The organism is Brevibacillus parabrevis (assembly GCF_022701015.1).
Taxonomy (GTDB): Bacteria; Bacillota; Bacilli; order Brevibacillales; family Brevibacillaceae; genus Brevibacillus; species Brevibacillus parabrevis.
In genome coordinates this window covers 5,028,765-5,042,339 of sequence record NZ_CP064090.1, presented here as the reverse complement: position 1 = coordinate 5,042,339, position 13,575 = coordinate 5,028,765, and the positions used below count along the sequence as shown (strand labels likewise).

The window sequence follows — 13,575 nt, the reverse complement described above, 5'->3', positions numbered from 1 at the left end:
GTGGATAGGAGAACGCCATGGAGAAGAAACTTGCTTTTCTCGGACCACGCGGAACATTCACAGAAGAGGCGGCGCGGACTTTGACGCAACGCCAGCCGCTCTCGCTCGTTCCGTATCCGAGCATCATCGATGTGCTGGATGCTGTTTCCAACAAGGAAGTGGCATTCGGGGTCGTGCCGATGGAAAATTCCATCGAGGGTACCGTCAATTCGACTTTGGACTGGCTCATTCACGAGGTCGATTTGCCGATCCTGGCTGAGCTGGCGCTGCCGATTACGCAGAACTTGCTGGTAGCCAAAAGAGAGCAAGCCTTGCCTTTGTCTGCAATCACAAAAGTGTTGTCGCACCCGCAAGCGATTGCCCAGAGCCACAATTTCTTGCGGGAAAACTTGCCGCACGCCAAGATCGAGTACATGAACAGCACGGCACTGGCTGCAAAAACGGTGAGCGAGCATCCCGAGGAGCCGTGGGCTGCTGTTGGCACGAAGCTGAATGTGGAGATTTACCCGCTGGAGTTCGCCCGCGAACAAATTCAAGATTATTCGAATAACTACACGCGTTTTGTGCTGGTCGGCACGGAGCCGCTGGAGTTGCAGGCGTCCTCACGCGAGAAAACGACGATACTTGTCACGCTGCCGGAAGATTTCCCTGGTGCGCTGTATCAAGTGTTGGCCGCGTTTGCCTGGAGAAAGGTCAACCTGTCGCGGATTGAGTCCCGGCCGACGAAAAAAGCGCTGGGAAGCTACTACTTTGTCATCGATATCGAGCAAAAAATGGACGATGTCCTCTTGCCGGGCGCATTTGCCGAGATTGAAGCTATCGGTTGTCAGGTGCGTCAGCTGGGAACGTATCCGTTTTATATGCAAGGAGCCAAGCTGGAAGCCAATTTGTAAAAATTGGCTTCTTTCTTTTTTCTCCCCTGCAAGCGTAAAAGCGAAGGCCGCCAAGGAGCAAAAAGCCCATGGGTGCATACCATGGTAGGGAGTTTTTACGCAAGGGAGGAGAAACATTGAGGATTCACATCGTACAAAAGGGCGACAGCATGTGGAAGATCGCCAAAAGATATGGCGTCGATTACAAGGAACTGCTTCGCTTAAACAGCCAGGTCAAAACTCCCGACACGCTCTATCCAGGAGCAAGAATCAAAATCCCGACGAAGAGCGTTCCTGTCAGGCCCCAGCCACGAACAACGCCTCATCCGATGAGTGAGGCAGCTCCATATGTAAAAGAACGTCCGCGGACAGAAGCAGAGTCGGAGGAAGTGCCGAGACAAATTGAGCGGCGGCCGATTGAGCCTGAGGAAGAAGTGCAAATCGAATCGGAAACGAGAATCACGCAGGAAGCGCCGTCTACACCTCCGGCAAAGGAGCGGCCACCAGCGTCTCCAGGCCCACTCGTGTCTCCGGAGACGATCCAGCCCACACCAACGCCTGCACCTACACCTGTGCCGACTTTGCAGCCGCAAAGGGTGCTTCCGCCTGCGCCTTCAGCGCCGAATATCATGTCGGAGCCTACGAGTCCGCCGGCACTGCCGACACCTACACGGCCGTTCGTTCCGCCTGCGCCGCCAACACAGGTCAGTCCGTACATTTACCAGCCGCCTAGTCCGCCAAACATCGGGATGCCGAACATACCGCCGATGCCGCCAACACAGATCAGCCCATTTCAGCCGCAAACACCGCCAGCTATCATGTGCCCGCCATGCCCGCCTGTGCAGGTGCAACCAACCCGACCGCCAGCCCAAGTGAGGCCGTTTACACAAATGCCGCCCGCACAGGTTCGTCCAATGCAACCAATGCCGCCCATGCAGCAGCGTCCTATGCAGCCATTCATGCCGCCTGCGCCGCAGCTTAGGCCATGCCCGCCCGTGCGACCATGCCCACCGTGTGCCGCACCGAGGATGCAACAGCCAATGCCTCCTGGCAGGCAGCAGCTACTAAGCCCTCAACAGATGGGGCCAATGCCATCCCAAAGACCGTTTGGCGGCCCTGGTCAGCCGATGTTTCCTTATCGGCCATTTATGGGTCCGGGGCAAATGATGCCGCCATTTCCGGGGATGGGCATGATGCCATTCGGACCGCCACCACCAATGCCACCAATGATGCCGCCGATGATGCGACCAATGCCGTTCCCTATGCCGCTCTATCCGATGCCCATGCCGTTTCCGCCGCCACCGCCACCGCATCCGCCAAGACGGCCGCATCCGCAGTTGCCTGTATGCCCAGAACCAGTGGAATCATCGTCTTCATCATGTGAGTGTTCCTCGGACAGCCCGGAATTGAGAAGGCGCAGAAGCGCGAAAAGCAGCCGTGGCCCGCAGCCGTTTCACAACAACATGATGTTCCCTCCTTCCCAATGTGTCGCTTCCATGCCGGAACAAGGCGCATGGCCTAACTGGGGAGACGGACTCGATGAATCCTCTTCGTACTGAGAGGGACGGTTATGAACAAAGGACTCATACCAGCGATCGAAAAAGCTTTTCGTTGTGAGGTGCACGGGGTTAAGCCTAAGAGGAATGTCAATCTGCTCAAAACAGACCGGGGACACTGGATCATCAAAGGGTATAAGCAGTTGGAAAAAGCAGTATGGGTCACGGAGTTAGCCGACGCCTTGAGGCAAAAAGGCTTTGTTCACACAGTTCACTACGTATCAACTACCGAGGGTGCCAAAATATTTCCTTTCGAGGATCGCTATTACACCATCATGAAGCTGATTGATGGCGAGGAAGCGGATAACGCGTCACTCTTTGATGTGAAAAAGACAGCAGAGACGTTGGCGCGGTTTCATGTCGCGGCTCAAGGCTTCCCTGTCGTTCATTCCTATGCCTACGAGGGCAAGCCAGCCTTGCTCGACAAGTGGGAGAGTCGGATGGAATACTTTGAACGACTGACGTGGATGATTGAGCAAAACGGCCCGCAAAACAAACTGGAGCAAGTCATTGCCCACGCTGCCGATGAGGTGCTGCGTGACGGTCAGCAACTGCTGCAATCCGCCCACAAGCTTCCGCTGATTCCGGAAATGTATATGGCGATGGAAAGAGGCACATTGGCGCATCGCGACGTCGCCAGCCACAATTTTTTGCTGACGCAGCGAGGGAATTGCTATTTGATCGATCTGGATACGGTCGGACACGACATCCAGCTTGTCGATCTCGTCCAGCTGATGTCGCGCATGCTGTTGATGCAGGAATATCGGATGGAATCGTTCGTAGAGGCGATGGAGGCATACAGTAAAATCAATTACTTGAGCGACACCCAGATTTGGGCGGTTCATCAATTGCTCCGTTATCCGGACAATTTTTTGCGCGAGGTGACCGGGCTGTATAGCAGGCGTCCCGGTTATCATATGCGCGGCGTTTTGCAGCTGGTGATGCTGGAGGGAAGACTTGCCCAAAATCGCCAACAATTTTTGAACGATGGGGAGCGCATCTTCCAGCGTTCGCCCTGGGGTGAATATCATTTTGTCGGATAACCGATTTTGGCAAGAAAAAACATCCCTCGATCATGAGGGATGTTTGTCTTGCGTCGAAGCTTATTTGGAAGCTGGTTTGGACAAGTCGATGGAGAATTTGGCGAAACCGGATTCCAGTTGGCTGATGAATTTCAGGTTGGACATTTTTTCTGCAAATGGCTTCGCATCTGGCGAAGAAGTGAAGGTTACGTTCACTTTTTCTTTGATTGGCGCAAATGTCCAGTTGTTGTCAGCCGCAGGGTTGATGTCTTTTTGGCTCAAGATGTAGTCGATGACAACTTGACGGTTTTCGTCTGGAGAATCGATGATGATGTTTTTGCCGTCCAGACCTGGGAAGCTTCCGCCGCCGCTTGCACGGTAGTTGTTCGTTACGACGATGAACTTGTCTTCCGGTTTGACAGGCTTGCCGTTGTAGGACAGGTTTTTGATGCGGTTGGCATCTTTGTTAGCCAGCTTGCCGTCTACAGCGTATTTGGATGGTTGAGTCACATCGATTTGATAGGTTACGCCATCGATTACATCGTAGTTGTAAGTTGGGAATGCTTCGTTTACGAGCGGTTGCTCTTCTGTTTTCTTCACATCGATCTGGTTGAATTGGCCAGCGGAGCGCTCCAGCCATTCTTGCAGCTGGGAACCGTTGATCAGGACAGCTTTCAACGTGTTTGGATAGATGTACAGGTCAGATACGTTTTTGATGGCGATTGTGCCGGCAGGGATGTTCGTGTAGTAAGTTGCGCCGTTGCGGCCGCCCGCTTTGAACGGTGCTCCTGCGGACAGCACTGGAATGCCGTCGTATTCGGTACCTTTCACGTTTTTCTCAACGAACCATTTTTGTGCATTGGTCACGATCTGGATGGATGGGTCATCTTGCACCAGCGCGAAGTAGCTGAAGATAGGGGAAGATGTTTTCCCTACTGCGGAACGCACCCATTCCACTGTGTGATCATGATCTTCTTTTACAGCGTCCAGTACGGCCTTGTCTGCATCAGCCAGGGACGCTTTGTTTGTTTTGTCGTAGATTGGAACGGTTTTGGTAACGGATTCCGTTACTTTCCATTTGCCGTTTTCTTGGGTGAGTGTCAGGTCGATCACGCCCAGGTTGTTGCCCCAGTAGCCAGGCATTACAGCCGGTTTGCCGTTGATGGTGCCTTTTGTACCGTCAACGCCAGGGATGTTTTCAAAGCCAGGACCCGGGAATACCAGGTGGGAGTGGCCGAACAGGATGGCGTCGATGCCATCGATTTTGCTCAATTGGTAGCTGGCGTTCTCCAGGTTCGCTCCGCCTTCAACAGGACCGATGCCAGAGTGAGGAACCGCGACGATGATGTCTGCTCCCTTTTTCTTCATTTCAGGGATGAATTTGTTGGCGCTTTCCACGATGTCTTTGGCGATGACTTTGCCTTCCAGGTTCGCTTTGTCCCACTGCATGATTTGCGGAGGTACAAATCCGATTACGCCGACTTTCAGCGTCACTTCTTTTCCGCTCTCATCCTTGAATTTGCGCTCCAGAATTTGGTAAGGGGTGAACATGTTTTTATCGTTGTCCGGATTTTTATCCTTGTCGTCAATGTAGACGTTGGAGTTGATGTAAGGGAATTTTGCACCTTTCAGGCTGCGATCGAGGTGCTCCAAGCCGAAGTTGAACTCGTGGTTTCCGATGTTGCCCAGATCGTAGTTCAACAGGTTCATCGCTTTGTAAACCGGGTGAGTTTCTCCGTCTTTCAAAGGATCGATTTTAGCAACATAGTCGCCGAGCGGGTTTCCTTGCAACAGGTCGCCATTGTCGATGAGAATGCTGTTTTTCGCTTCGTCTCTCGCTTTTTTGATCAACGTCGCTGTTTTGGCGAAACCAAATTCATCTGTGGACTTGTCTTGATAGTAGTCATAGTTCACGATGTTGGTGTGGATGTCAGTTGTTTCGAGCAAGCGGAGTTTCAGGGTGGAACTAGCTGCGGCGCTCACAGGCGTAGTAGAGAAAGTGAGAGCGCTGACAACTAAAGAAGTGCTGAGGAGAAAAGCGGTCAGCATTTTTTTGTTTGCCTTTTTCATGTTTTGATTGACCTCCATAAGTTCACAATGAATACCAAGCAAAAATAGTTTATCACTAGAATCAATAGATTGGTAGATAATTGCAGGTTAAGATTATTAAATTTTGGCTATTGACAAAAATCATAAAATGTTTCCTCGTTTTGTCGTTTCGTGGAAGTGAATTTCTAGCCAATTACGAATGTTGAGTGATTCATGTATGGCCCCGATCCAACATGGCGACACTAGAAAAAAAGCTTGTGAAGGGGTTCATCGAACAATGCGAAAAAAATGGATGGTGTACGCATCGTGGAGCGCGGCGCTTCTCACAGGTGTCGTATTGGGCATCCTGCTGGCAGGCAGCGGAAGCAAAGGGACGGGGCTTTCGCAGTTGATGTACACGGGCATAGGCAGGACGGCCGAGGTGACAGGGAAGCCATATGAGCTTGTATTGACGCGAAGCTATTTGTGTGGTGTCCGAGACGAAGAGCGGCGTCCTGTCGGCACGGGATATCTCCCTCAAGCGATGGGAGAATACAAAGGCTGGGAGATCGTGACTTCCGATGCCGCCAAGATGATCCTGATGAAAAGGGAGCAGGACATTTCTCCTGCCTGCAAAGAAAACGGTCATTTCGGACTGTCAGCGGACGGCATGCTGACTTTGTTTCACGGTGTGCCAACGGAACAGGACGTCATCCAGACTTTTTACCGGATCAATACGGAGAAAATGGAAGCGAATCTGCCCAAAGAAGAGCTGGAGAACTTAAAGCGAGGCATTCGCATCCGCAATCTCGCGGAGTACAACAGCATTCTTTCCACGTATGGGGAGTTTCAACTGGATTCGCCATGATCATCAGGGAAGGGAAAAGCCGGAGAGCGATTCCGGCTTTTTTCTATATTTATAGCCTTATAGCTCTACCGCGATGACGCGCCATCTGTCCCACGGAACCGGGCGATGGAGGACAAACGTCCACTTTTCCTTGCGCTCGTCGTTGTTCCGCGTGAAGTAGGTCAGATGAACGGGCACTTCCAGCAGCAAGGGACCTTTTTCATCGGCAGGGATGACCATCTCGGTTTTGCGAATCGATGCTACTTGCGCCAGGCGATCTGGCAGCGGAAAGCCGTCTGTCGTCATCCGCAGCGAATGAATGTCCTGTTCGTGCAGGGCGGTCAAAAAATAGCCGACCAGCTCTTCGGCAGATGCCCCGATCAAGTTCGCGGCCAGAGAGCCGGAAGCTTTTTGGATCATCAGGCTGTGGCTCGGGTCAGGCTCCTTGCGTTTGTGGGTAGAGCTGCCAAAAAAGTGGATGCAAAAGTGTCCGGGAAAGTCGTTTCCGGCGATAGCCCCCGCACCGTGAGGCATGCCGTGCATCGAGGCGGCGAAATAAACGCCGTTGACCTCCACGAGAATCGCCCTGCGCTTCCAGCTCCATTTGCCCTGATAAATTTTTTTCATCGTTTGGGTATCCGTACGTGTCAATGGTTGCACATCGGCATGGCGACTGCCCGCCCGGCGCTGGACGTGAAACCGTTCCCCTGTTTCCAGGTCGATGACGGTTGCGTATTCCATGCGGCCGAAAGTCTGCTTGACTTGTTCCCACGGAGTTGCTTTGGCGTAGTGCACACTTTCCACTTTTGCTACCAGATCTTCGATTTTTTGTTTCAAGTTTGCGCCCAGCATGTATTGCAGCGGGCGTTCCTTTTCAAACAAATTCCCGTCGTGATCGTACAAGAAATAGCGATTGTGCACGACAAGAGTCGCGCGGACCCAGTATGGATTCACATAGGCCGCGACTGTCTTTGCACGCAGCAGCTGCTTCACAAACGAGTGCTGGGCGCGAAACGTCAACGTGGAGTGAAAGGAAGAAGCGGGTGAGACCGAGACAGATACCGTGATTTCTTCTTTGCTTTTGGCATGGGCAGATTGGGCGGATGGCTCCGGGATCAACAGCGTCAGGAGAAGACAGATGAATACGAAAGCAAATCGTAAGTGTCGCACCGGATGAAAGCACCTCCACCAGTTATGTTGTCTTGACAAAAGCAGGGCAATGAGGTGTAAATCTTGGCATCATAAGCGTTGTGGTCGCACGCCATACTGTAGGCATACGGTGATCGAAGGAGGAGTCTTTTCATATGTCTACCATGCCAAGAGGTAGCTACAAAGACCAGTTCCATCAGCGTTTGTACGTTCAGTTGAATCAGGGACACAACAAGCTCAATTACCAGCAGATCAACAAAATCCAGGAGCAAATGCAGAGCGGTGTGGATGAATATGCCCACATGCAGCATGATGTGTCAGATACACTCGGGATGAACAAACACTAAAGCGACGCCGTATGGCCCGTTCCTCGCAAGCAGGAGCGGGCTTTTGCATGGAAATACACGTTCGCTTTTCGGGCGCTTTGTGATACAGTAGAGAGTAGAAACTTAAGCCTACGGAGAGTGGACTATGCGCATTTTAGGAATCGACCCTGGCATTGCGATCGTTGGGTTTGGGGTTCTGGATAAGCAGGGTAGCCAATTGCGTCCCGTCCAGTATGGAAGCATTCAGACAGAGGCAGGCTTGCCTGTTCCGCTTCGCCTGAAACAAATTTTTGAAGCGATGCAAAGCTTGCTGGAAACGTATCGACCAGATGAAATGTCAGTAGAAAAGCTGTTTTTCAATAAAAACGTGACAACCGCCTTCACCGTCGGGCAAGCGCGCGGCGTCATCCTGCTCGCGGCAGAGCTTGCCGGGGTGCCCGTGTACGAATACACGCCGATGCAAGTCAAGCAGGCGGTGACCGGGTACGGTGGGGCAGAGAAGAAGCAAATCCAGGAAATGACCAAGCTGCTCTTGCGGCTGAAAGAAGTGCCAAAGCCGGATGACGTGGCGGATGCGTTGGGGATTGCGATTACGCACGCACAGTTTAAGGCGTTTATCTCCATCTCGGAAGGAGTTCAAAAATGATTGATTTTGTGGAAGGGACACTTTGTTACCTGGATTCAGAATACATAGTCGTAGAGACTGGAGGGATCGGGTATCGCCTGTTCTGCCCCAATCCGTACCAGTTCGTTCGCTACGAGGGCAGCAAGACGAAGCTGTATACGCACCATCATGTCCGCGAAGACGCGATATTGCTCTACGGCTTTGCGACCCGCGACGAACGCGATTTGTTCCGCAAGCTGCTCGACGTGAGCGGCATCGGGCCAAAAGGCGGCCTGGCGATTCTCGCGGCTGCTACACCTGAGCAGCTCGTGATGGCCGTGCAACAAGAAAATGTGACATACTTGACCAAGTTCCCCGGGATCGGCAAAAAGACGGCACAGCGCATTATTCTCGATCTCAAGGACAAGTTGGTCGGCTATACGCCATCGGCGATTTTGACTGTCGCAGCCGGCGATCTGACGGCAGGCGAGCAGGCGGTATCCGCGTTGAACGAAGCGCTCGACGCTTTGAAGGCGCTCGGCTATTCGGATGGCGAGCTGCAAAAAATCAGAAACGCGCTGTCGGAGAAATCCAAAGAGGGCGAGAGTGTTGAAAAGCTCATCAAGCAAGGGCTTGCCCTGCTCATGAGGGGGTAGGATTTTGGATCAGCGAATTATTACGACGCACATGAACTGGGAAGAGGATGCTGCGGAACTGAGCCTCCGTCCCCGTTATTTGAATGAGTACATCGGACAGCAGCATGTGAAGGAAAACTTGAAAATTTTCATCGAAGCGGCGAAAATGCGCAAAGAGTCGCTGGACCACGTCTTGCTGTACGGGCCGCCTGGATTGGGAAAAACGACGCTTTCGCAAATTATCGCCAACGAGCTTGGCGTCAACATCCGCACGACATCCGGGCCAGCCATCGAACGCCCTGGTGACCTGGCGGCGATTTTGACCAACTTGCAAGAGGGCGACGTGCTGTTTATCGACGAGATACACCGACTGAACCGGAGCGTCGAGGAAGTGCTGTACCCGGCCATGGAGGACTTTGCGCTCGACATCATCATCGGAAAAGGGCCAAGTGCGCGCAGCGTTCGCCTCGACTTGCCGCCGTTTACACTGGTGGGAGCGACGACGAGAGCAGGGATGCTTTCCGCTCCGCTCCGCGACCGATTCGGCGTGGTCAACCGGCTGGAGTTTTATACGGTTCCCGAGCTGACGTTTATCGTGTCGCGGGCTGCTGACATTTTGCAAGTCATCATTCGTGAGGGCGGGGCAGAGGAGATTGCCAGACGCTCGCGTGGCACCCCGCGCGTGGCGAATCGTCTGTTGAAGCGCGTGCGCGATTTTGCTCAGGTCAAGGGCGAGGGCGTCATCACGACAGAGATTGCGCAAGAAGCGCTGGAGCGGCTGCAAGTAGATGCATGCGGACTGGATCATATCGACCACAAGCTGCTGCTTGCGATTATCGAGCGCTTTGACGGCGGTCCGGTCGGACTGGATACGATTGCCGCCACCATCGGGGAAGAGGCGCAAACGGTAGAAGACGTTTGCGAACCGTATTTGATGCAGATCGGCTTTATGCAGCGGACGCCGCGGGGACGTGTGCTCACCCCGAGTGCGTACCAGCATTTTGGGCGGGAGATGAAATCGTGAATCCAATAGCCAAGCTACTCGTCATCGGCGGGGCCGTCCTGATCGTCATCGGCTTGTTGTGGCAGGTGGGCGGACGCTTCTTGCCTTTGGGGCGCCTGCCGGGAGATATCGTCGTGGAAAAGGAAAACGTCAAGTTTTATTTTCCGATTGTGACGTGTATTGTGATTAGCGTCGTCCTGTCGCTTCTGATGTATGTCATCCGGCTTTTCAAGTGAGAGCGCTTCTCTTTTGCACATGTAGAACAAAGCTTACGCCATCGGAGCTGGGTGCCCGATGGCTTTTTGCATGCAAGCGGATTGGTCCCATTTTGGGAAAAAGGGCAGGAAAATCTCCTGTGATTGTCGAAAAAGATGGGAGCGCATGCCAATTTTCGACGAAATCAGGAGAAAGGAAGGACGTTGGACGACATGAAAAAGAAGTGGATGGGGAAAGTCCTTTCGGCGGGTCTGATCACAGTGGCTCTCCTGGGAGGAACAGTACCGACTCAGGCGGCTGGCGACAACAATATCCGGGTAGCACTTTTTGTGGATATCGGAAAAGGATACAGGGGAGTAGTCCCTTCTGTTACACTTACGGCTGAAAAAGGGATGGAAGTGACGTTGACAGGCCCGGAAGGCAAAATAGAGCTGCCTGAATTGGATGGAGACGCTGTCCGCTACCGGGTGGACGAGTACCATCTGGTTGTAGCGCAGACTTCTGACTGGAATCAGGCGCAGCAAATCGCTCAACTCATGAGCCAGAAAAAATACGAAGGCTCGATTCAAGTGGTCAATCGGGGCGGACAAACGCTTTATCAAATCGTAAGCGGCACGTACGATACGTATCAGGCCGCAGCTGCACAGGTGGCGGCAGTAGCACAAGCGACAGGCCAGAAGCCGATCGTTCAAGGCCCTCTTCGCTTGGAAGCTGGTCAGTTCAAGAGCTTGAGCGAAGCGCAGAAGTGGCAAGAAGCTTTTGAGCAAAAAGGAATCGCGGCTTATCCCGTGCTTTTGTCCAACGGCGAGAAGGTCAAATACGCGATATGGATCGGCGACGAAGTCAGTCAGGAAGCGCTCTCGTCCCTGGCGCGCAAAGCGAGCAATGCGCTGCCGAACTTTTCTTACTCGGCACCTTCGAGCCAATCTTACGTCGTGCTGAAGCAAGACGTATTCGGATCGCCGGACGAGCCGATCTGGAAGTACGTGTTCTCGCCGCAAGCCAAGCTGACAGTAGAGGCGAAAAAGGCGGACGGCGAATCATTGCTCGGGGTCGTGGAGCGCGATCAGCGTACATACCGGGGAGAGATGGAGCTGTCGGAATACAACGGTCATTTGACGGTTGTGAATGAACTGCCGATGGAACAATACTTGTATGGGGTTGTCGGTTCGGAAATGGCTCCGGGCTGGCCGCTCGAAGCGCTGAAAACACAGGCGGTGCTGTCGCGCACTCGCGCCTTGTGGCAAGGAAACAAATACGGGATTGCCAATGTCTCCGATACGGTGATGGAGCAAGCCTATTACGGATATGGAAAAGAGTCGGAAGACGTTCGCGAGGCGGTTGATGAGACAAAAGGAGAGGCCATTTATTACCAAGGAAATCTGGTCGAGTCCTTGTTTTATTCCAATGCAGGCGGGATGACTGCTGACGGTACGGAAGTATGGGGCAATCCCGTTCCGTATTTGCGTTCGGTGGAAAGCGATGACGCGCTGCCTGTAGACGGTGTGAATGCGTGGTATCGCGTGCAGCTTGCAGATGGCTCGATCGGCTATGTCCGCGGCGACCTGATCAGAGAAAGCGGCACAGATGACACGGGAGCGAGGATGGCTGTCATTACGACAGAAAATACGAATCTGCGTCTGGGACCAAGCACAGCGACCCGGGTTTTGTCTACGTTGCCGAACGGAGCGGAAGTGACGATTCTCTCCCAAGAGGCAGAAGAGAATGCCTACGCGTGGACGCGCGGGCCTTTTACCTCGGCTGAATTGACGGCGATGATCAATGCGAATCAGGACAAAAACAAGGCTCCCCGCATTCCCGGGAACGTCACCAGTCTGAAAGTGACGAAGCGAGGACCATCGGGACGTGTCATCGCGATGGAGGCAAACGGCATTCCGATCAAGGTAACGGCACCGGATGCTTTCCGTTCGATCTTTTCCCAGGGCGGTACGGCATTGCGCAGTACAAAATTTGACGTAGAGGTAGTCAAGGGTGGACAGTTCCTGTTCCGCGGAAACGGTTTCGGACATGGACTGGGTGTATCGCAATACGGCGCTCGTGCCATGGCACAGGGCGGGTATGACTATCAGCAGATTTTGCAACACTATTACCAGGATGTGACAATCGACTAGCAAGCTTTTGCCACATGAACTGTCATTAAAGGAGTAACGAGTCGTGGACGTGCAACAATTTGATTTTGATTTGCCGGAGCATCTGATTGCCCAGCATCCTTTGGAAGACCGGACATCATCGCGGCTGCTTGTTTTGGACAAACAGACGGGGGCGATTGCGCATCAGCGGTTTACCGATCTGATCGACCATTTGCAGCCCGGAGATGTACTGGTTATGAACGACAGCCGTGTGCTTCCGGCCAGACTGATCGGGGAAAAGGCCGAGACGGGAGCGAAAATCGAGATCCTGTTGTTGAAATCGCTGGGAGACGATCGCTGGGAAACGCTGGTGAAGCCTGGAAAGCGAATGAAGCCGGGAACCGAGGTCGTTTTCGGAAACGGTCTTTTGCGTTGCGTATGCGAGGAAGCGACGGAAACGGGTGGGCGGATTGTTCGTTTTTTGTACGAGGGAATTTTTTACGAGATTCTCGATCAACTGGGATCAATGCCGCTGCCGCCGTACATCCATGCGCAGCTCGAAGACAGCGAGCGCTACCAGACCGTCTACGCGAGAGAGCGGGGATCGGCGGCAGCTCCGACTGCTGGCCTGCACTTTACGAAGCCGTATCTGGAACAAATTGCGGCCAAAGGCGTACAGCTTGCTTACGTGACGCTGCATGTGGGGCTAGGAACGTTCCGGCCTGTGTCGGCTGATTCTGTCGAGGAGCACGTCATGCATGCCGAGTATTACGAGATTCCCGAAGAAACCGTGGAGCTGGTGAACAAGGCAAAAGCGGAAGGGAGAAGGGTCATCGCCGTCGGGACGACTTCGTGCCGGACGCTGGAAACGGTCGGCCGGGCCAACGAAGGCAAGCTGGTGGCTGCGTCCGGCTGGACGGACATTTTCATTTATCCGGGCTATACGTTCTCGATACTGGACGGACTTTTGACGAATTTCCACTTGCCCAAATCGACACTCGTCATGCTGGTCAGCGCGCTGGCAGGCAAAGAACATGTCATGAATGCGTACAAGACGGCAGTTCGTGAGGAATACCGCTTCTTCAGTTTCGGAGACGCCATGCTGATTGTCTAAAAAACGCCACATCCCACCCGCATAAGTGCACACTTATAAGTCGGGTGGGTTTACTTCACTCTCAAGTTTTCTTATAATAGGAAAGACTTACATACATAGCTTGAGGAGTGCGA

At 53.2% G+C, this 13,575-nt stretch carries 13 protein-coding genes; 11 read left to right on the top strand and 2 right to left on the bottom strand.

Annotated elements, in window-relative coordinates:
• The first annotated feature begins 17 nt into the window (after positions 1 to 17).
• The 3 genes from pheA (at position 18) to IRJ17_RS23210 (ending at position 3,471) form a co-directional block, all read left to right on the top strand.
• On the top strand, positions 18 to 893 hold the full coding sequence (gene pheA, locus IRJ17_RS23220) for a prephenate dehydratase (RefSeq protein WP_173597468.1): 876 nt from the start codon (positions 18 to 20) through the stop codon (positions 891 to 893).
• Positions 894 to 1,009: 116 nt separating this feature from the next.
• On the top strand, positions 1,010 to 2,431 hold the full coding sequence (locus tag IRJ17_RS23215) for a LysM peptidoglycan-binding domain-containing protein (RefSeq protein ID WP_173598622.1): 1,422 nt from the start codon (positions 1,010 to 1,012) through the stop codon (positions 2,429 to 2,431).
• An 11-nt stretch (positions 2,432 to 2,442) separates the two neighbouring features.
• Positions 2,443 to 3,471 carry a phosphotransferase gene (locus tag IRJ17_RS23210; protein ID WP_122964214.1) on the top strand — a complete coding sequence of 343 codons (1,029 nt, stop codon included), beginning with the start codon at positions 2,443 to 2,445 and terminating at the stop codon, positions 3,469 to 3,471.
• Positions 3,472 to 3,531: 60 nt separating this feature from the next.
• On the opposite strand, the gene IRJ17_RS23205 is transcribed toward IRJ17_RS23210, so the two are convergent.
• Complete coding sequence (locus IRJ17_RS23205) at positions 3,532 to 5,520, bottom strand: bifunctional 2',3'-cyclic-nucleotide 2'-phosphodiesterase/3'-nucleotidase (protein WP_173598621.1); 1,989 nt, start codon at positions 5,518 to 5,520, stop codon at positions 3,532 to 3,534.
• A 256-nt stretch (positions 5,521 to 5,776) separates the two neighbouring features.
• Between IRJ17_RS23205 and IRJ17_RS23200 the strand changes: the two genes are divergently transcribed.
• Entirely contained in the window at positions 5,777 to 6,346 is a 570-nt protein-coding gene (locus IRJ17_RS23200) for a BofC C-terminal domain-containing protein (RefSeq protein ID WP_242772013.1), read from the top strand.
• A gap of 57 nt (positions 6,347 to 6,403) precedes the next feature.
• On the opposite strand, the gene IRJ17_RS23195 is transcribed toward IRJ17_RS23200, so the two are convergent.
• Positions 6,404 to 7,495 (bottom strand): hypothetical protein, encoded by a 1,092-nt coding sequence (locus IRJ17_RS23195; protein ID WP_242772011.1) that lies wholly within the window; start codon positions 7,493 to 7,495, stop codon positions 6,404 to 6,406.
• A gap of 134 nt (positions 7,496 to 7,629) precedes the next feature.
• On the opposite strand from IRJ17_RS23195, the gene IRJ17_RS23190 reads away from it, so the two are divergent.
• The 7 genes from IRJ17_RS23190 to queA all read left to right on the top strand — a co-directional run bounded on the left by IRJ17_RS23190 (position 7,630) and on the right by queA (position 13,462).
• On the top strand, positions 7,630 to 7,821 hold the full coding sequence (locus IRJ17_RS23190; protein WP_063230197.1) for a hypothetical protein: 192 nt from the start codon (positions 7,630 to 7,632) through the stop codon (positions 7,819 to 7,821).
• A gap of 124 nt (positions 7,822 to 7,945) precedes the next feature.
• A complete protein-coding gene (gene ruvC, locus IRJ17_RS23185) occupies positions 7,946 to 8,446 on the top strand; it encodes a crossover junction endodeoxyribonuclease RuvC (RefSeq protein ID WP_063230198.1) in 501 nt (166 codons plus the stop codon).
• Positions 8,443 to 9,060: a Holliday junction branch migration protein RuvA gene (ruvA, locus tag IRJ17_RS23180; RefSeq protein ID WP_242772009.1), complete on the top strand. Its 618-nt coding sequence runs from the start codon at positions 8,443 to 8,445 to the stop codon at positions 9,058 to 9,060. Before ruvC ends, ruvA begins: the two co-directional genes overlap by 4 nt.
• A gap of 4 nt (positions 9,061 to 9,064) precedes the next feature.
• A complete protein-coding gene (gene ruvB / locus IRJ17_RS23175) occupies positions 9,065 to 10,063 on the top strand; it encodes a Holliday junction branch migration DNA helicase RuvB (RefSeq protein WP_122964209.1) in 999 nt (332 codons plus the stop codon).
• Positions 10,060 to 10,278 carry a DUF2905 domain-containing protein gene (locus tag IRJ17_RS23170; protein WP_063230201.1) on the top strand — a complete coding sequence of 73 codons (219 nt, stop codon included), beginning with the start codon at positions 10,060 to 10,062 and terminating at the stop codon, positions 10,276 to 10,278. Before ruvB ends, IRJ17_RS23170 begins: the two co-directional genes overlap by 4 nt.
• 183 nt (positions 10,279 to 10,461) lie before the next feature.
• The gene (locus IRJ17_RS23165) at positions 10,462 to 12,390 is read left to right on the top strand and encodes a SpoIID/LytB domain-containing protein (RefSeq protein ID WP_479722975.1); all 1,929 of its coding nucleotides are present in this window, start codon (positions 10,462 to 10,464) and stop codon (positions 12,388 to 12,390) included.
• Between the two features lie 43 nt (positions 12,391 to 12,433).
• Positions 12,434 to 13,462 (top strand): tRNA preQ1(34) S-adenosylmethionine ribosyltransferase-isomerase QueA, encoded by a 1,029-nt coding sequence (queA, locus tag IRJ17_RS23160; protein ID WP_173597464.1) that lies wholly within the window; start codon positions 12,434 to 12,436, stop codon positions 13,460 to 13,462.
• Positions 13,463 to 13,575 lie beyond the last annotated feature (113 nt).